Source organism: Cytobacillus solani, assembly GCF_006704205.1.
GTDB classification, from domain to species: domain Bacteria; phylum Bacillota; class Bacilli; order Bacillales; family Cytobacillaceae; genus Cytobacillus; species Cytobacillus solani.
In genome coordinates this window covers 3,292,201-3,310,733 of the sequence record NZ_CP041305.1, presented here as the reverse complement: position 1 = coordinate 3,310,733, position 18,533 = coordinate 3,292,201, and the positions used below count along the sequence as shown (strand labels likewise).

The 18,533-nt window shown below is 39.2% G+C and carries 19 protein-coding genes; 1 reads left to right on the top strand and 18 read right to left on the bottom strand.

The features are described 5' to 3' along the window. Window positions 1–4: 4 nt before the first annotated feature. The 12 genes from alaS to FI644_RS16470 all read right to left on the bottom strand — a co-directional run bounded on the left by alaS (window position 5) and on the right by FI644_RS16470 (window position 12,325). Window positions 5–2,638: an alanine--tRNA ligase gene (gene alaS / locus FI644_RS16520; RefSeq protein ID WP_142108620.1), complete on the bottom strand. Its 2,634-nt coding sequence runs from the start codon at window positions 2,636–2,638 to the stop codon at window positions 5–7. A 325-nt stretch (window positions 2,639–2,963) separates the two neighbouring features. Continuing rightward, entirely contained in the window at window positions 2,964–4,046 is a 1,083-nt protein-coding gene (locus FI644_RS16515; RefSeq protein ID WP_053477115.1) for an AI-2E family transporter, read from the bottom strand. 85 nt (window positions 4,047–4,131) lie between these two features. Next, window positions 4,132–4,266 carry a YrzQ family protein gene (locus FI644_RS16510; protein WP_075209195.1) on the bottom strand — a complete coding sequence of 45 codons (135 nt, stop codon included), beginning with the start codon at window positions 4,264–4,266 and terminating at the stop codon, window positions 4,132–4,134. A 25-nt stretch (window positions 4,267–4,291) separates the two neighbouring features. After that, window positions 4,292–4,483, bottom strand: coding sequence for a YrzR-like zinc ribbon domain (locus FI644_RS16505; protein ID WP_053477116.1), 192 nt, complete (start codon window positions 4,481–4,483; stop codon window positions 4,292–4,294). 12 nt (window positions 4,484–4,495) lie between these two features. Continuing rightward, window positions 4,496–4,969, bottom strand: coding sequence for a PRC-barrel domain-containing protein (locus FI644_RS16500; RefSeq protein WP_142108619.1), 474 nt, complete (start codon window positions 4,967–4,969; stop codon window positions 4,496–4,498). Between the two features lie 95 nt (window positions 4,970–5,064). Then, the gene (locus tag FI644_RS26390; RefSeq protein ID WP_172797662.1) at window positions 5,065–5,232 is read right to left on the bottom strand and encodes a hypothetical protein; all 168 of its coding nucleotides are present in this window, start codon (window positions 5,230–5,232) and stop codon (window positions 5,065–5,067) included. Between the two features lie 50 nt (window positions 5,233–5,282). Next, window positions 5,283–7,691, bottom strand: a complete 2,409-nt coding sequence (recD2, locus tag FI644_RS16495; RefSeq protein WP_053477118.1) for an SF1B family DNA helicase RecD2 — start codon at window positions 7,689–7,691, stop codon at window positions 5,283–5,285. 37 nt (window positions 7,692–7,728) lie between these two features. Beyond that, the gene (locus FI644_RS16490) at window positions 7,729–8,391 is read right to left on the bottom strand and encodes a tetratricopeptide repeat protein (RefSeq protein ID WP_053477119.1); all 663 of its coding nucleotides are present in this window, start codon (window positions 8,389–8,391) and stop codon (window positions 7,729–7,731) included. A gap of 390 nt (window positions 8,392–8,781) precedes the next feature. After that, window positions 8,782–9,897 (bottom strand): tRNA 2-thiouridine(34) synthase MnmA, encoded by a 1,116-nt coding sequence (gene mnmA, locus FI644_RS16485; RefSeq protein WP_053477120.1) that lies wholly within the window; start codon window positions 9,895–9,897, stop codon window positions 8,782–8,784. A gap of 31 nt (window positions 9,898–9,928) precedes the next feature. Beyond that, window positions 9,929–11,071, bottom strand: coding sequence for a cysteine desulfurase family protein (locus FI644_RS16480; RefSeq protein WP_053477121.1), 1,143 nt, complete (start codon window positions 11,069–11,071; stop codon window positions 9,929–9,931). Between the two features lie 154 nt (window positions 11,072–11,225). Beyond that, window positions 11,226–11,645: a cysteine metabolism transcriptional regulator CymR gene (gene cymR / locus FI644_RS16475; protein WP_053477122.1), complete on the bottom strand. Its 420-nt coding sequence runs from the start codon at window positions 11,643–11,645 to the stop codon at window positions 11,226–11,228. Continuing rightward, entirely contained in the window at window positions 11,645–12,325 is a 681-nt protein-coding gene (locus tag FI644_RS16470) for a YczE/YyaS/YitT family protein (RefSeq protein ID WP_142108618.1), read from the bottom strand. Before FI644_RS16470 ends, cymR begins: the two co-directional genes overlap by 1 nt. Before the next feature lie 151 nt (window positions 12,326–12,476). Between FI644_RS16470 and FI644_RS16465 the strand changes: the two genes are divergently transcribed. After that, entirely contained in the window at window positions 12,477–13,742 is a 1,266-nt protein-coding gene (locus FI644_RS16465) for a replication-associated recombination protein A (RefSeq protein WP_142108617.1), read from the top strand. Window positions 13,743–13,771: 29 nt separating this feature from the next. Here the strand turns inward: FI644_RS16465 and FI644_RS16460 are convergent, their stop codons facing one another. The 6 genes from FI644_RS16460 to FI644_RS16435 all read right to left on the bottom strand — a co-directional run bounded on the left by FI644_RS16460 (window position 13,772) and on the right by FI644_RS16435 (window position 18,450). Continuing rightward, complete coding sequence (locus FI644_RS16460) at window positions 13,772–14,731, bottom strand: ABC transporter permease (RefSeq protein WP_056685854.1); 960 nt, start codon at window positions 14,729–14,731, stop codon at window positions 13,772–13,774. Then, window positions 14,724–15,650, bottom strand: coding sequence for an ABC transporter ATP-binding protein (locus FI644_RS16455; RefSeq protein WP_142108616.1), 927 nt, complete (start codon window positions 15,648–15,650; stop codon window positions 14,724–14,726). The genes FI644_RS16460 and FI644_RS16455 overlap by 8 nt, the downstream gene beginning before the upstream one ends. Before the next feature lie 14 nt (window positions 15,651–15,664). Beyond that, window positions 15,665–16,357, bottom strand: coding sequence for an ABC transporter ATP-binding protein (locus FI644_RS16450; RefSeq protein ID WP_056685857.1), 693 nt, complete (start codon window positions 16,355–16,357; stop codon window positions 15,665–15,667). Between the two features lies 1 nt (window position 16,358). After that, window positions 16,359–16,733, bottom strand: a complete 375-nt coding sequence (locus FI644_RS16445; protein ID WP_053477127.1) for a GntR family transcriptional regulator — start codon at window positions 16,731–16,733, stop codon at window positions 16,359–16,361. A gap of 4 nt (window positions 16,734–16,737) precedes the next feature. Continuing rightward, window positions 16,738–17,523, bottom strand: coding sequence for a hypothetical protein (locus FI644_RS16440; RefSeq protein ID WP_142108615.1), 786 nt, complete (start codon window positions 17,521–17,523; stop codon window positions 16,738–16,740). A 165-nt stretch (window positions 17,524–17,688) separates the two neighbouring features. After that, window positions 17,689–18,450, bottom strand: coding sequence for a tRNA threonylcarbamoyladenosine dehydratase (locus FI644_RS16435; protein ID WP_053477129.1), 762 nt, complete (start codon window positions 18,448–18,450; stop codon window positions 17,689–17,691). Window positions 18,451–18,533 lie beyond the last annotated feature (83 nt).

Genomic DNA, 18,533 nt, shown 5'->3' with positions numbered 1-18,533 from the left:
GTTATCAAACGGATTTGACCCATTCTTCAACAAAATTCAATGCACTTTCGAGCTTTTCCGGGTCTTTTCCGCCAGCTTGCGCCATATCTGGACGGCCTCCACCGCCTCCGCCGCATCGTGTAGCTACTTCCTTTACAATTTTCCCTGCATGGTATCCTTTATCAATCAGATCATTTGTGACACCGGCAATTATATTTACTTTGCCTTCATTCACACTGCCGAGAACAACGACTGCTGAGCCGAGCTTATTCTTTAAATCATCTGCCATATTGCGCAGGTTATTCATATCTGTCGCTGCAACTTGTGCGGATAACACGGTTACTCCATTTACCTCTTTCGTATTTGAGACAAGGCTGCTAGCTTCAATATTACCCAATTTTGCTGCTAATGATTCATTTTCACGCTGAAGCTGCTTCATTTCTCCGAGTAAAGTCTCAATTCTTGAAGCCAATTCCTTCGGGTTCGCTTTTAATTTCGCTGCAGCTTCTTTAAGAATGCTAATCTGATCATTTAATAATTGATAAGCAGCTTCTCCAGTAACCGCTTCAATTCGACGAGTACCTGCTCCAATTCCACTCTCAGATAAAATTTTAAATAATCCTATTGTCGAAGTATTAGGTACATGACATCCGCCGCAAAGCTCTAGGCTATAGTCGCCAACTTGAACAACACGGACGATCTTCCCATACTTTTCACCGAACAATGCCATCGCACCCATTGCTTTTGCTTCTTCAATATTTTTAAAGTCAATTTCCACGTCAATACTGTGCCAAATTTTTTCATTCACAATGCTTTCAATTTTCTCTAATTCCTCTGAAGTAATCTGACCGAAATGAGAGAAGTCGAAACGTAAACGATCTTGTTCAACAAGTGATCCTGCCTGATTTACATGCGTTCCAAGCACATCCTTTAATGCTTGATGAAGCAAATGTGTGGCAGTATGGTTTTTAATTACTTTAGAGCGGATTGATTCATTCACTGTAGCTTTTACTTGATGGTCTATTTTTAAGTTTCCAGTTTCTACAATTGCACGGTGAAGGTTCTGCCCGTTTGGCGCCTTTTGAACATCCTTAATAGCTACTCTTAGTCCTTCTGACTCTAATAAACCTTGGTCAGCAATTTGTCCGCCGCTTTCAGCATAGAATGGTGTGATATCCAAAATCAGCTGTACTTCTTCTCCAGCTTTTGCTGAATTGATTGATTGACCATCTTTAATAAGTGCCACTACTTTTGATTCAGTTACAAGTGAATCATAGCCGACAAACTTGCTTTCAACTTTAATCTCTCCGAGCACTCCGCCTTGGACTTGCATGGAATCAACGTCCTGTCTAGCAGCACGAGCTCGTTCGCGCTGAAGCTCCATCTCTCTTTCGAAGCCTTCATGATCAATTTTCATACCTTCTTCTTCTGCATATTCTTCTGTTAGTTCAACAGGGAAACCATACGTATCATATAAACGGAAAACATCTTCTCCTTGAATCGTATCATTTCCAGCTGCTTTTTCCTTTTTAATAACAGATGAAAGAATCGCTAAGCCGTCATGTAATGTTTCATGGAAACGTTCTTCTTCATTTTTAATTACTTTCTGAATGAATTCTATTTTTGCTTTAACCTCTGGGTAAAAGTCATTCATGATCTCGCCTACAACTGGGACTAGTTCGTACATAAATGGACGATTAATATTAATCTGCTTAGCATAACGTACAGCTCTGCGCAGTAATCGGCGCAATACATAGCCACGTCCTTCATTAGATGGAAGCGCCCCATCACCTACTGCAAAAGCTACAGTACGAATATGGTCAGCAATAACCTTAAATGCTACATCTATTTCTTTATTCACACCGTATTTTTCTCCTGAAATCTCTTCTGTTCCACGGATAATTGGCATAAATAAATCTGTATCAAAGTTTGTCGGCACATTTTGAACGACAGAAGCCATTCGTTCAAGGCCCATACCCGTATCAATGTTTTTCTTTGGAAGCGGAGTATATGTGCCATCAGGATTATGGTTGAATTCAGAGAACACAAGGTTCCAAACTTCTAAATATCGATCATTTTCACCGCCAGGATATAATTCTGGATCATTTACGTCATTTCCATATTCAGGTCCGCGATCATAGAAGATCTCTGTATTCGGACCACTTGGACCTTCCCCGATATCCCAGAAGTTTCCTTCAAGTCGAATGATTCTTTCCTCAGGCACACCAATTTTTTGACGCCAAATATCAAAAGCCTCATTATCCTCTGGATGGATAGTAACAGATAATTTTTCCTCATCAAAACCAATCCATTTCTCATCCGTTAGAAATTCCCATGCCCATTCAATTGCCTCTACTTTAAAGTAATCGCCAATTGAAAAGTTGCCAAGCATTTCAAAAAAAGTATGATGGCGTGCTGTTTTACCTACATTTTCAATGTCATTTGTCCGGATAGACTTTTGGGCATTCGTAATTCTTGGATTTTCAGGAATCACACGACCGTCAAAATACTTCTTTAAGGTCGCCACACCGCTATTGATCCAAAGCAAAGAAGGATCTTCATGCGGAACAAGTGAAGCACTTGGTTCAATTGCATGCCCTTTTTCTTTAAAAAACTCTAAAAATAAACGTCGAATTTCTGATCCAGATAATTGTTTCATGTATATGCCTCCTAAAGTTATTTTTATCAACAAAAAAAGCCCTCCTCCCGGACAGGGACGAAGAGCTATCTCGTGGTACCACCCTGATTTGAATAGAAAAGCTTCAAAAAATATCTGCCTTCTATTCATCTCTCAAATCCTTAACGCGGATAGACGGCAGGAATTAGCTGCACTCCGGATTAGCGTTCTGTTATCCTTCATCTAGGAATTCTTCCAGCCTAGGAATTCCTTCTCTTGAGATGGGCAATAACATACTCATTCCTTCTTCATGTTACACTTATACTTTTGATTATAGTCGAATTATATCGAGTTCAAAATAGATTTGTCAAGAACGGGTGAATTTCGGGTTTGGTCCTTTCACAAAATGGGATCTTGCATGAATTAGACTTACCTTTATCACCGCTAAAATAGGGACTGCAATAATTAGCCCAATCACTCCACCTGCTTCTCCTCCAGCAAGGAGTGCCAGCATAATTAAAAGCGGGTGCATATGAAGGCTTTTCCCAACAATGAATGGAGACAAAATATTTCCTTCAACAAATTGGAGAACAAAAACGATAACAATTGAGATGATAATCATTTTTACAGATATTGTGGAAGCGATGATCACAGCTGGGATAGCTCCAAAAATGGGTCCAAAATAAGGGATAACATTCGTCACGCCAATTAGCATGCCAAGGAGCAGTGGATATTTCATCCCAACAATCCAAAATAGCAAGGCTGAAATGGCTCCGATGATCACACAAACTAAAAGCTGGCCTCTAATATAGCTTCCTAATGATTTATCAACATCACGCAGAAAGAGAATACCTTCCTGTCTCCACTTTCTTGGTGTTACATACCATACGGTTCGTTTCATTAATTCATAATCCTTAAGCATGTAAAAAGAAATAAAAGGAATGATGGCGATGATTAAAGAGTAATTTATAATACTTAATAATATGTTTACACTTTTAGATAGGAGCTTATCTAAAGCCGATTCCATGGCCAGTATTCCATCATCAATTCTAGTTTGCAATCCATCCGGCCAAGTGGAGGTTTTATGCTGAATGATTTCGATCCACTCTCTGTATTGATTTGCAAATTGCGGGGCATTTTCTGTTAAATCTCTTAATTGATGAATAAAAGCTGGAATTCCTTTATAAAGTGCAAAACCTGCCCCGCCGAAAAAAAGAATATAAATGCAAAAAACGGCTACTCCTTTATGTAATCCACTTTCATGCAACTTCTTGACAATCGGATGAAGTAAATAGGTTATGAAGGCTGCAATAATAAATGGAAAAAAGACAGCCAAAATAATTTTTAATACAGGCATCCACAGTTGCTGAAGCTTTAGAAAAACAAATAAGACAATAAATAATAAAAGGAGAAATCCCAATCGATAATACCATTTTAATCGAATATCCACACTGTACCCTCCTCCTCTTATTGTGAGTGTATACATTTGGATTTATGCAAAAAGGGCTGACATCTCTAGATGTCAGCCCCTATTTTTAAAACAGAGCTTTTGTTATTCGCTTTTGAATTTTCTTTCTTTGCCGTTCCGACATTAGGTTATTTTTTTGTGCTAGGCCGTATGCGGCCATTCCTGCACCAAAAACAAGCGCTGAGGTTAACACTCGATTCATTTGTCTCACCTCGATTTTTTATAAATTATAAAAGGTAGCGACGTTCGTCTTCTTCAAACAAATCATCAAGTGAACTTAATGTTCCGTCTTCTTCCACCTGATGTGTATTAATTACACCTTTAGATAAAGAAAGCTCGATAAAGCAGCTCCAGCAATAATATTGGCTTATTCCAATTTTTCCGATATCCTTACTCTGGCAGTTGGGACATTTCAGCATGGAAAAGACACCTCACTCTTTAACGTTTACGATGATGGTGTCCTTTCCAATTGCTGGAGGCAATTCGGTTTTGATTACGCGTTTTCCTTCCAGCATATCTGAAAAGAACCCATTCGATAATTCATACCCTACAATTGTCCCCACTTCTTCCTGAAAATATACATCTTCTAATAAGCCAAGCCGCTCGCCCTCGCTGGTCATAATCGTTTTGCCAGTTAAACGATTTCTTCCTTCAAATGTAAATTCATGTGGCTTTTTAATTGGGGTCAGAATCGCTTGATTCTCAATCATGACTCCGTCCCAGCCGAAGGAAGACACATCTTTAACATTCAAATGAAACGTTTTTTTCAGCAAGGCTCCTTTTCGGACAAGCAAGCCTCTAACAACCCCACTGCCAGATATACAAATATCACAAACCTCGCCAATTTTGGCACCGCTATTTAATTCAATTACTGGGAGTCCTTTTAATAAAGAAAATGTCCGCAAAGTTGGTCCCACCTTCCCGGAACATTCTTAGTTTGCTTCATCTATGATAAAAAATGACGTGAAACGCTTTCCATTCTCACCAGTAAAAAAAACGATTAACGTTTATTGTATCTCGGTTTGTTGAACCTCTCGTTCCTTTCACCACCATCAGAAAGCTCTTCGGAAAACTCATGTTCCTGCTTCTTACTGATCAGATTGGATGTTTGAATTTGCACAGAGGTTAAATTATTATTAGGAGCTGCTTCTTGATTCCATTTTCTCATTTAAATACCTCTTTTCTTTTTAAAAAAACAGCCTTCATTGGCTGTCCTTTTTAGGTATTATCTATTTCCATAAAATCATACGGCGTTATATTTTCCATCCCGATTAACGGGTCAACATTCATTATTTCCTCTTCATAAGTTAAAGATTCACCATCAAATTCTTTTTCTGCGGGAATTTGTTCTGAAATCGCTTCTTTAAGTTTATCAGTAAGACTTGTTAATCGGGATTGCTCGTCTGCTCTTTCGACACCTATCCTCAATGCTTCTTCTTCCCCACATAGGATAAGAAACTGCTTACTGCGTGTGATGGCGGTATAAAGCAAGTTTCTTCGCAGCATTCGAAAATAACTCTTCACAACGGGAAGAATCACAATAGGGAATTCACTTCCCTGCGATTTATGTACAGAGCAGCAATACGCGTGGGTAATTTGAGTTAAATCCTGACGAGTATAGGTTGCTTCGGCACCGTCAAAAGACACGACAACCATGTCTTGTTTCTCCGTGTTCTCTTTCGCATAAAAAATCGAAACAATTTCACCCATATCGCCATTAAAAACATGATTTTCTGGCTGATTCACTAGTTGAAGAACTTTATCACCAATTCGGTATTTTACGTCACCGAAAGCTAATTCTTTTCGCGATCCGTCATTTGGATTAAAAATTTCCTGGATGATTTCATTTAAACGATCAATTCCAGCAGGTCCCTTATACATCGGTGCTAGCACTTGAATATCCTTTGCTGTATAACCCTTTTTCTTTGCATTTAAAACTACTTTTTCGATCGCAGCTGCTATTTGTCCAGGATTGCATTGAATAAAGGAACGATCAGCCTGCTGGGCAGAAATATTCGCTGGGAGCCTGCCTTTTTTCATTTCATGTGCAAGCTCAATAATGGATGAACCTTCTGCCTGCCTGTAAATATCCGTTAATTTAACCGTTGGGATTCGTTCTGAACTAAGTAAGTCCTTTAACACCTGCCCAGGACCAACTGAAGGCAGCTGATCCTCATCCCCTACTAAAATGACTTGCATATTTTCCGGAATTGCTTTAAAGAGCTGATTGGCAAGCCAAATATCAACCATGGATGTTTCATCAACAATGATAATTTTACCCTCTAATGGATTTTCTTCGTGCCGATCAAATCCTTCTGTCCCATTCCATCCAAGAAGTCTATGAATCGTTAAGGCAGGCAAGCCTGTTGACTCCGTCATTCTTTTGGCGGCTCGACCAGTCGGAGCTGCTAAGATAAACGGAAAAGGTTCTTCCTTTTTATAATCCTTCGGGTCTAATGAGCAGCCATGCAAGTCCGCATATAACTCAACAATCCCTTTAATAACTGTTGTCTTTCCTGTACCTGGACCACCTGTTAATATTAGCATAGGCGACATTAAAGCCGTTTGGATGGCATCTTTTTGAGTCGGCGCATACTGTACCTTCAATCGCTCTTCTAGTTTTCCTAATGCAAGCAGAAATTCTGACTCAGGAAACTGATCTTCATATTGTGTTTGCCTTAATACCCGCTTTATGTTGGTTACTAGTCCTTTTTCAGAAAAATAAAGGGAAGGCACATACAATCGTTGCTCTTCGATCATTATTTTTCCTTCTTCCCCAAGCTTTACAATTTCATTAGAAATGCTTTCGAACTCAATACCATCACGTTTATTTTCTTCAAGAAGCCTTTTTACACTAGGCAATAGCACTCTTGCCTCTGTGTACACATGCCCGGCCTGCATGCTTTCCGTTTCAAGTATGTATAAGCAAGCCGCTCTAATGCGATCTGGATGGCTCCCTGAAATCCCAAGCTGATAGCCTAGTTCATCCGCTCTGCCAAAACCAATTCCTTCAATATCCTCGACGAGCTTATACGGATTATTTTGAACAACCTCAACCGTTTGATCTTTATAAGCTTGATAAATCTTCATGGAAAGCTGTGGACCAAACCCATATTGATTTAAAGCGATCATTGCCTGTTCAAGGCCTTGATGCTCCATTAATGTATCATATAAGGTTTTTGCTTTTTCCGGAGCAAGTTTTGGAATTTGATCAAGCAAGGATGGCTGGTTTAGAATTCTTGATATCGCATTTTCCCCTAATGTTTCAACGATGCTTTCAGCCGTCTTTTTTCCAATACCTTTAAACAGCTCGCTTGATAAATAATTGACAACACCTTGTTTCGTCTGAGGGATATCCTTACGAAAATGATTGGCCTGAAACTGGACTCCAAATTTCGGGTGATCTTTCAATTCCCCATAAAAAATATACGTTTCCTGTTCATGCATCTTCGGAAAATATCCAGTTACCACTGCTTCCTTATCCTCATACTGATCATTCGTTTCCTCTACCCGAATACGCAAAACGGTGTATAGGTTTTGCTCATTATGAAAGATGGTTACAAGATGCTTTCCCTTTATGTATTTTCCTTGTTCGGAAAACAAGTCTAAGGAGTCCTGTTTCTCCATCATTTTTCCTCCTTTCCCTCATGATATCTATTAATGATCAGACGTCAGAATCCCCTTTTTCAATTAACTTCTTTCCGTATCCGGCAAGTAAATGGTCCGGTTGAATCTCGAGTGCCTGATTGAAATATTCAAGTGCTTTTTCTACTTCTTCTTTAAAACCATATGCAACTCCGAGATTATAAAAGGCATCTGCATGCTTAGAATCAATATGAATACATTGCTCAAACTGCAAAATAGATTCATCCACAAAATTAAGCTGTGCTAAACATAATCCATATTGAAAAAATGCCTCCGCATCATTTGGATTAAGCTCAGTGCTTCTTTGAAGATAAGGAAGTGCTAATTTTCCTTGTTCAAGGGCAACTAAAGTCAAACCAAGCATAAAGTAATTATCACCTGACTCTAAACCTTTTTTCATTGCTGTCTCAAACATATTTTTTGCTTGTTCAAACTTTTCAAGCTCATAATATAAATTACCGGCACTATAATAGGCAGCTGCCGCATTTTCATCCAATTCAATCGCTTTTTCGTAAAACTTGAGCGATTTTTCAACCTCACCGACTGCGGAAAGAACATTGCCAAAGTTTATATAGGAAACGGGATCTGTTGGATTCTGTTCAATTGCTTCCATAAAAGTCTTTGCTGCTTCTTCCCATTTTCCTTCTTGCATATATTGAATACCTAATTGGTTACGATCCATCTAAGTTCACTCCATTCTTCTGTCAAAATTATAGCATAAGAAAAGCGGAAGCGCCTTGCTATTCGCCGTACAAACGCAGAGGGTCTCCGCAATCTAGCTGCGCCTCCTAGCCCCTCTTTGGTCTAGCTGAACTGCTCTGTGGCAAAATACGCCACGCCGCAGTTCATCTTATGCTTGTCGGGGATAAACAGTCGCCCCGCCTTTTAATGACTGAGATAAAGGAACCACGGTGAGCGAGTGCGAGCCGTGGTTGACGCAATCGTTACGGAGGAGACCCGAAGTTTGATAGGACATAGGCGCTGTAGCTAGACACTTTTCAAAGTGCAAAGGATATAAATTCTGAATCATGAAGAAGCCCCAACTCTAATTGATAGAATTGAGGCAGCCAAATTATCCAACATAATCTAAACGTTTCCCGTCCTTATATACTTCATCAATCGTTCCGCCGCCAAGACACTCATCCCCATTGTAGAAAACGACTGCTTGACCAGGTGTAATTGCACGAATTGGTTCATCAAAGATGACTCTCACTTTATTGTCATCCAATTGCTCAACAGTTACTTTATTATCTGGCTGGCGGTATCTAAATTTTGCTGTACATTCAAATGTTTTTGGCTTCTCATCATTTGAAACCCACCTTACATTCACCGCTGTAATGGAATGTGAATATAGTTTTTCATTGTGGAAGCCTTGTCCGACATAAAGGATATTTCTCTTTAAATCCTTCCCAATCGCAAACCAAGGTTCTCCAGATCCGCCAATTCCCAATCCATGACGCTGACCGATCGTATAGTACATGAGCCCATCATGCTTGCCCATTACTTTCCCATCGAAGGTTTCCATATTCCCAGGCTGAGCAGGCAAATAGTTGCCCAAAAATTCTTTGAAATTCCGTTCGCCAATAAAACAAATACCTGTACTGTCCTTCTTCGTTGCCGTTGCAAGGTCAGCAGCTGCTGCTAGCTCCCGTACTTTAGATTTTTCAATGTTTCCAATTGGAAACATCACCTTTTCGAGCTGTTCTTGGCTTAATTGGTTTAAGAAATACGTTTGATCCTTATTTTCATCGATCCCACGAAGCATTTTAACCTCACCATCGCGATGCTCTACTCTTGCATAATGGCCGGTTGCTAAATAATCTGCACCCAGATTCATTGCATGCTCAAGAAATGCCTTAAACTTAATTTCTTTATTACACATTACATCAGGGTTTGGCGTTCTTCCTGCTTTATACTCATCAAGGAAATAAGTAAACACCTTGTCCCAATATTGCTTTTCGAAATTAACTGCATAGTAAGGAATCCCAATTTGATTACAAACACGAATCACATCTTCATAATCCTCTGTTGCTGTACATACTCCGTTTTCATCGGTATCATCCCAATTTTTCATAAAAATGCCGATCACATCATAGCCTTGCTCCTTAAGAAGAAGTGCGGCAACCGAGGAATCGACTCCACCGGACATCCCTACAACAACGCGGGTATCCTTCGGTGCTTTAGTCATTTCATTTCACCACGTTTCCCATTAAAATAATCTATTTAGATAATCGCTTAACAATTTTGCTCGTTTCTTCTGCTGCTTTTTCAACCTGCTCTAATGTATTGAAAAGACCAAAACTAAAGCGAATTGAATTTTGCAGGCGTTCATCTCCTTGACCAAACATGGCAACAAGCACATGCGATGGATCAATTGAGCCCGCTGTACATGCAGACCCGCTTGATGCAGCAATACCTGCTAAATCTAAATTCACAAGCATGGCCTCCACATTTGTTCCAGGAAAGCTTAAGTTTAAAACATGAGGCAATGAATAATCAAGTGATCCGTTTTGACTGAATTCAATTTGATTTTCAGTTAGTTTTTTTAAAAAAGCTGACTTAAACCCTCGATACTCTTTTCCCTTGCTTTCCATCTCTTGCTGACTAATCCGAACAGCCTCAAGAAAACCCGCAATGGAAGGAACGTTTTCTGTCCCTGCACGTCTCTTTCTTTCCTGTTCGCCGCCAAATAAACGGGGAGAAAGCTTCACATCTTTGCTTGCATATAAAAATCCGATTCCTTTAGGTCCATTTATTTTATGAGCGGAAACTGATAATAAATCGATTCCAGATTCTTTTACGTTTATTTTTTCCAATCCATACGCCTGGACAGCATCTGTATGGAAAATAGCAGGATGTTCAGCGAGAATTTGTCCGATTTCTTTAATCGGCTGTATCGTTCCAACCTCATTATTGCCATACATGATTGTCACAAGGATTGTATCATCTCTTAATGCTTTCTCAACATCTGCCGCCTGGACCCTTCCTTCTTTGTCAACTGGCAGATAAGTAACTTCAAACCCTAGATTTTCCAATTGCTGACATGCATGCAAAACCGCATGGTGCTCCATTTGCGTTGTAATAATATGCTTTCCAAGCTCTCCGTACGATTCTGCCACGCCAAAAACGGCATGATTATCCGCTTCCGTTCCACCACTTGTAAAAATAATTTCATTCGCTTCAGCACCAATGCTTTTCGCTAATTCGGCACGAGCTTCATCAATAATATGACGGGCCCTGCGGCCGAAATGGTGGATGCTTGACGGATTGCCAAATTCCGCACCCATTACCTCTATCATTTTGTCGAATACTTTTGGATGCATAGGCGAAGTAGCCGCATGGTCAACGTAAATCCGTTCCAATTTATTCACCTTCTTCTATGGTACTCTTTTTAACTTTCCGGTCAATTTTCGGATATTCCGGCTATTTTATTGTTTTTCCGGTCGATTTTATTAGTATTCCGGTCAAAAATGCCATTTTTCCGGTCGATTGTCCCTTTCAAATTCCTCGGCCTAATTAAATATAGAACATATATCCATCAGATCCGCCATCATCGTTATAGTTAGCTAAATCTTCAACTGTTGTACTGTCCAAAACATCTTTCACAGCATCACGAATACGCATCCATAGATGTTTTTTAGCTGGTTCCTCATCTTCAATTCCTTCAACAGGACTAATTGGTCCTTCCAGCACTCGAATAATATCGCCGGCTGTAATATTTGCTGGGACATCTCCAAGAACATAGCCACCGTATGCACCACGAATACTTTTTACTAAACCGGCATTTCTTAAAGGGGCAATGAGCTGTTCTAGATAATGCTCAGATAAATTATTCGTCTGTGCAATTGATTTCAATGAGATCGGACCTTCTCCATGTTTTTTTGCTAATTCAATCATAATCGTTAACCCATATCGTCCTTTTGTCGATATTTTCATCAACTTACACCTCTATCCTTCTCTTTATCAATTGTTGTGTATACTTGCTTTTTCAAACTTGCTAAAAATCGGTCTGTTGCCATCTGACATTGTGGCAATGCCTTCCCTGCCAGTGGTCCGATTGCTAAACCAATGATCACTGTTCCCCAAAATACTGGGCCACCAAGCTGCCAGCCAATCATTAGAACGACCACCTCCATGCAGCTTCGAACACGGCCAACCTTCCAGCCTGTCTTCGATGTTAAGGCAATCATTAGACTATCCCTTGGACCTGCTCCAAACTGTGCTGAAATATAGATGCCCATTCCATAACAATAGATAATAATCCCGAACAGAAACATTACGATCTGGCCAGCTAAGGAGGAGGGAGTCTGCATAAATGGCAGCAATAAATAAAGATCAATAAAAACACCAATCAAAACCATATTTAAAAAAGCACCCATTTTCGGGAACTCTTTTGAGATAAGTGAGGCAACGGTCAATATCACAATCCCAACAATTACTGACCAGCTTCCAATTGTCAGCCCTAACTGATAATACAGGCCGACATGCAGAACATCCCATGGCGTTGCGCCTAAATCAGCAACTATTAATAATACAATCCCTAGGCTCATAACGAGGAGACCGGTTAAATACACAATAAATCTCGCACCTATTTGACCGCTTTTTTTCGCATTCATTGCTTTTATCTCCCCGCCATGAAAGGTTTATTCTTAGTAATTAGATAGACTTTTGTCATTATAACATATTTAATCAGCTTTATCATTTTGCCGGAACATGGAATATGGTATGTTTATTTTAATAACTTTTGAACGTTTTGGAGTGATAGAAATGAGTATTAAACCGTTGGCCTTTCGAATGCGGCCGAGGTCCATTGAAGAGATCATTGGTCAGGAGCATCTTGTAGCTGAAGGCAAAATCATTCATCGGATGGTAAAGGCAAAACAGCTATCCTCGATGATCCTATACGGTCCCCCTGGAATCGGCAAAACCTCCATTGCAAGTGCCATCGCTGGAAGTACAAGCTATGCTTTTCGCACGCTTAACGCAGTAACAAACAACAAAAAGGATATGGAAGTCGTTGCAGCAGAAGCAAAAATGTCTGGAAAGGTCATTCTTCTTCTTGATGAGGTTCACCGGCTGGATAAAGGAAAACAAGATTTTCTGCTTCCTTATTTAGAAAATGGAATGATTACATTAATTGGGGCAACGACAAGCAATCCATATCATGCTATCAATCCGGCGATCAGAAGCCGCTGTCAAATTTTCGAATTAAAGCCTTTATCAGTAGAAAATATTAAAGAGGCGCTACTAAGAGCACTTGGAGATAGTGAATATGGATTAGGTGAAAAACATGTCAATATTAGTGAAGATGCGCTAACACACTTTGCAACTGCTTCTAACGGAGATGTCCGAAGCTCTTTAAATGCATTAGAGCTAGCTGTTTTATCTACAGAGTCTGATGATTCTGGCATTATCCACATTGATTTGCAATCTGCCGAGGAATGTATGCAGCGAAAGAGTCTGTCACATGACAAAGACGGGGACGCACATTATGATGTGCTGTCAGCCTTCCAGAAATCGATTCGCGGCAGTGATGTAAATGCCGCATTACACTATTTAGGACGATTAATTGAAGTAGGAGATCTGCAAAGCATCTCCAGAAGATTAATCGTGATTGCCTATGAAGATATTGGACTTGCTTCGCCGCAGGCTGGAGCAAGAACACTCGCTGCTATTGAAACAGCTGAACGAATCGGATTTCCTGAAGCAAGGATTCCGCTTGCAAATGCTGTCATTGAATTATGTTTGTCGCCAAAATCCAATTCAGCTATCATTGCCATTGATGCAGCCTTAGCAGATATAAGAGCTGGCAGAAGCGGAGAAGTGCCTGATCACTTAAAGGATGCTCATTATAAAGGAGCTAAAGAGCTAGGCCGGGGAATTGAATACAAATACCCGCATGATTACGAAGGCGGCTGGGTAAAACAGCAATATTTGCCTGACCGTTTAAAAAATAAAACCTACTATGAGCCGAAGAAGACAGGGAAATTTGAACAGGCATTGGCAACAATTTATAGTAAGATAATGAAATAAGAAAGGGATGGCAGGCGCCATCCCTCTTTCTATGCAGCAACATCCCTCTTCTTAAATACGTAAAACGCAATAGCTTGAAACAGAAGGAAGTAAACAATGATCATTGTAATCGAAAAGCCGATTGTCATTCCTTCCACCATTGGAGCTCCCTCAAAATATTGAAGAAGATCTGTGTTTGCAAAAAGGATATATTTCGCCCATTCGTATTTGATTGCAATTAGTCTTGTCAGTTGGCCTCCCATGAACATAAGGAAAAGGGACAAGCCGATTGCTAATGAGCTATTTCTGAATGCTGCAGATATCATGAATGCCATGGTTGCTAGCATAATCATATTAATCGATTTCAGTCCGAAATAATTGATTAGATGCAGAAGCATACTCTGCTCCGTTACAGAACCATCATAATAGTTCAAATATGGTACAGCTTCATTAGGGAAACCAAAGAGAGCCATTCCTAAAATAGCTGAAAATGCAAACAGAATGAAAAGCATGAATAAGCCAAATAGCAAGACTGTCAAATACTTTGCCGCTAATATTTTTCCTCGTTTAATCGGTCTTATTAAAAGGAGCTTGATTGTTCCCCAGTTAAATTCACTGGCAACAATTCCTGCCGCAATGATGATAGTGAATAGACCTGCAAATTCAATCATCTGCGATGTATCTGTTAGAAATCCCCAAACAGAATACTCTTCATTTGGCGATAAATCATTTTCAATTCTATATTCGTTTATGGCGATTTCTCTTTCATAGCTAAGTTTTACTTCTGGAGGAATGGCATCTCCCATTTCAGTTAATTCTTTTTGATAGCTTTCATTCTGAACTTGAAGTCCCTTTTTCCACTCCGAATTGTCCGGAACACTTCCTTTGCTATCCTGGTATTTTATAAAGCCGCCCATAACGATTAATACAAAAAGGAGCAGCCCGATCATAACATACGTTCCCGTCCTTCTAAATATTTTCATCCATTCATTTTGAATCAATTTAATCATGAACAAGTTCCCCCTTTTGTGAAGTAACTTCAAGGAAACGATCTTCTAATGTCTTCGTTACTTCCTTCACTCCAAAAATATGAATGTCTTGATTAACAAGGTGTTTTATTACCTCAGGAATATTCTCTCTTTTAAGCGGCAGAGCAACACCAATTTCAGTTAATTGAACTCTCAAATCGGGATACATCTCTTTTACAATTCGACCGGCCTTCTCTTTTCCTTCTACCTCAATTTCATAAATTTTCTCATTTCCCTGAACAAAATCAGTCATAAGCTGAACATCAATAAGCTTTCCTTGTTGAATAATTCCAATTCGATCGCACATCATTTCCATTTCTGATAGCAAATGGCTTGATACGATAACAGCCATATCCTTTTCTTTTGCCAGCTTTCTAACATGATCCCTGATTTCACGAATTCCTGCAGGATCCAAACCATTCGTCGGCTCATCCAGAATTAAAATTTTCGGATCATGCAAAAGACACTGAGCTAAACCAAGACGCTGCCTCATGCCAAGTGAATACGTTTTTACCTTGTCATGGATTCGATCTGTCAGACCCACGAACTCTACTGTTTCAGCAATTTTTTCTTTTGTAACCCCTTGAGACATCCTGGCAAAATGAACAAGATTTTGATAACCGCTCATGAATTTATACATTTCCGGATTTTCAACGATGCCTCCAACATGTTTAATTGCCTGCTCAAAATCTGTTTTAATACTGTGACCGAGGATTTTAATATCACCGGAAGTCATGCCAATCAAGCCGACAATCATTCGAATCGTTGTTGTTTTTCCTGCTCCATTTGGGCCTAGGAAGCCAAATACTTCCCCTTTATTGACATTAAAGCTCAGAGAATCAATAATCGTTCTGCCCTTTATAGTTTTAGTTACATTTTGAATTTCCACGAGGGTATCCATAGTTTTTTCTCCTCTCATTCTTTAAAAGTCTCCTTCATCCACTGAATAATCGATAAACCTTTAGTTTCTCTTAAATTCTCGACATTTTGCCAATCAATTACTTTTCCATCTTTAATGGCAAGTACCTCATCCAAAAGCGGCTCGATCTCATCTATTTCATGAGTCGCGATAACAACTGTCTGATTTTCAAAATCGATATAGGATAGTAAACCTTTTACAATCGAATCTCTTACCATTGGGTCAAGACCTGAAAAAGGCTCATCTAAAAGCAAAACGGATGTCTCTCTCGCCAATGCAAGCACAAGTTTTAATCTGCCCCGATTTCCTTTTGACAATTGCTTTAGCTTCTTGTCGGGATCCAGTTTCATAAATGTAAGCAATTCATTTGCACGCTCTATTCGAAAATCCTCAAACTGAGAGGCATAAAAGTCAATCATATCCTTCACTTTAAAAGGCTGATAAAATATATCTAGTTCCGATAAATACGCAACTTCTTTGGCGATTCTTCTATTGACTTCTGTTCCTTTAACAAGAACTGTCCCCTTTGATGGATGCACCAGTCCAGCTATTATTTTTAATGTTGTTGATTTCCCGCTTCCGTTCGGGCCAATTAATCCGTAAATTTTTCCTTTTTCCAGCGTGAAGGAAACATCCTCTAATCCAGAATACCGGCCATATTTTTTTGATATATTCTTAAACTCAATCATCTTACATCTCCCGCTTCCCATTAAAAAATCTTTTTAAGCCAGAGATCATATCCTCTTCTGTAAGTCCAAGTTCCTTCATATTTTTGACAAACGATTCAATAATGTCCATTTGCATACCGAGCTTTAATTGATGAATCATCCCTTCATTCTCTGTTACAAACGTTCCTTGTCCTCGCTTCGTTTCCACGATCTCCATCCTCTCCAATTCACTGTATGTTCGTTGAATCGTATTTGGATTAACTCCCGTCTGTACTGCCATTTCACGAACGGAAGGGAGTTTGTTTCCCGGCAATAAATCCCCTCTGATAATCTGCTGATTAATTTTGTCAGCAATTTGCATATAAATTGGCTTTGATGCTTGGAATTCCTCAACCATGGCGTCACACCTCAACTTTCCGCTCTAACAGCCATACAGAAGCAGAAAAAACAAAAATAACAAGAATTGTATAAATAGCTCCATTCATTATTGAAAGTTCAGCATTATCTACAAAACCAGCTGAAGCAGAAGACTTCCCTACCAAAAACTCAATTGAGTATGCATCGAGTTTAATTATTCCTATGTTTTTAAGTTTTTGATAAATAGGAAGATTGTTCACATAATTGCCTATAGCAGTAAGCAGAATCCAAGTGCCAATAACAATCGGCCAGCGGATAGAGTGCAGAAATGGAACCTTTTTTAGTGAATGAAATAAGGACCAATAAAATAAAACCCAGACTCCCAAAAAAAGTGTTCCAAGCGTAATCCCCAGTCCTATTAAAGTGATATTAAGAACTGGTTCACCAGTTAAATTAAATAAGCTTTCCCCATTCACAGCATGAGTTAATCCCCATATCGCAATTACAAATGCTATAAAAAAAGAAACTACATATAAAATAAACCCAGCTGTTAATTTAGCAAGAAAGAGAATGGCTCCGCTATTTGGATTATGAAGCCAAAGCTGTGTTTGGGCCTCTATATTAAGAGAATGAAGAAGGTATGCTGGAAGATAAAAACCATGTCCTACTAAGATCGTGACTGCTACTACAGCAAAAATATTCGGCTCATTGAAATATTTTGTTAGGCCTAATCCGGCCACTACACCCAAAATTAATAAAGCAATTCCGACCACAAACCAATTTTTCGTTAGTTTTAATTCTTTATAGATCAGACCTTTAAAAAATTCCACATGTTCCGACCTCCGTATCGGTGTTTTAGTGTTCTAGTTACATAGTACACTGATACATAATCATTCGTCAATTAGAATTCTACATTTTTAGTTATTTATTATCGCACTATCTTTTTAAGACAAAAAAGCCTGACTATTCACTAGCCAGGCTCGTTCAATCGATTATTAATCATTCACACGATAAATTTTAATATCCTTTAACAGCTTTCTAGTCACATAGCTTGCCATAATCAAACCTGCTGTTGACGGGCAGAAAGCGTTAGATGCAGGCGGCATTTTGGCTTTGCGGATTTCTGCATCTTCCTTTCCTACAACCTTCCGAACATCTTCCCGAATGACAATCGGACTTTCATCAGAGAAAACAACTGGAATGCCTTTTCTAATTCCTTCTTTTCTCAAGCGGGTGCGAATAACTTTTGCAATTGGATCTGTATGCGTTTTGGAAATATCCGCAATTTGGAATCGCGTTGGATCTATTTTATTTGCAGCACCCATACTTGAAATAATTGGGATGTTTCGCTTTAAGCATTCCTTCATTAAATGGATTTTATAGGATATTGTATCTGACGCATCAATGACAAAATCGAGACCATGCTCGAAAAACTGTTCATATGTTTCTTCAGTGTAAAACATTTTCAGTGCAATAACTTCACATTCTGGATTAATATCTTTAATTCTTTCTTTCATTAAATCAACCTTTGGCTGCCCAATGGTTGAAAGTAAGGCAATGATTTGCCGATTCACATTCGTAATATCTACATCGTCCTTATCAACAAGAACTAATCGGCCAACCCCAGAACGAGCTAATGCTTCAGCTGCAAAGGTCCCTACTCCGCCAACACCAAGAACAGCTACCGTACTATTTTTCATTATTTCAAGGCCTTCCTTGCCAAAAGCCAATTCATTTCGTGAAAATTGATGCAACATCTATCTCAACTCCATAACTTTTAAAATGATACTCCCTTATTTTTTTCCCGATAATGAATATATCATACTTTTTGAAAAAAATA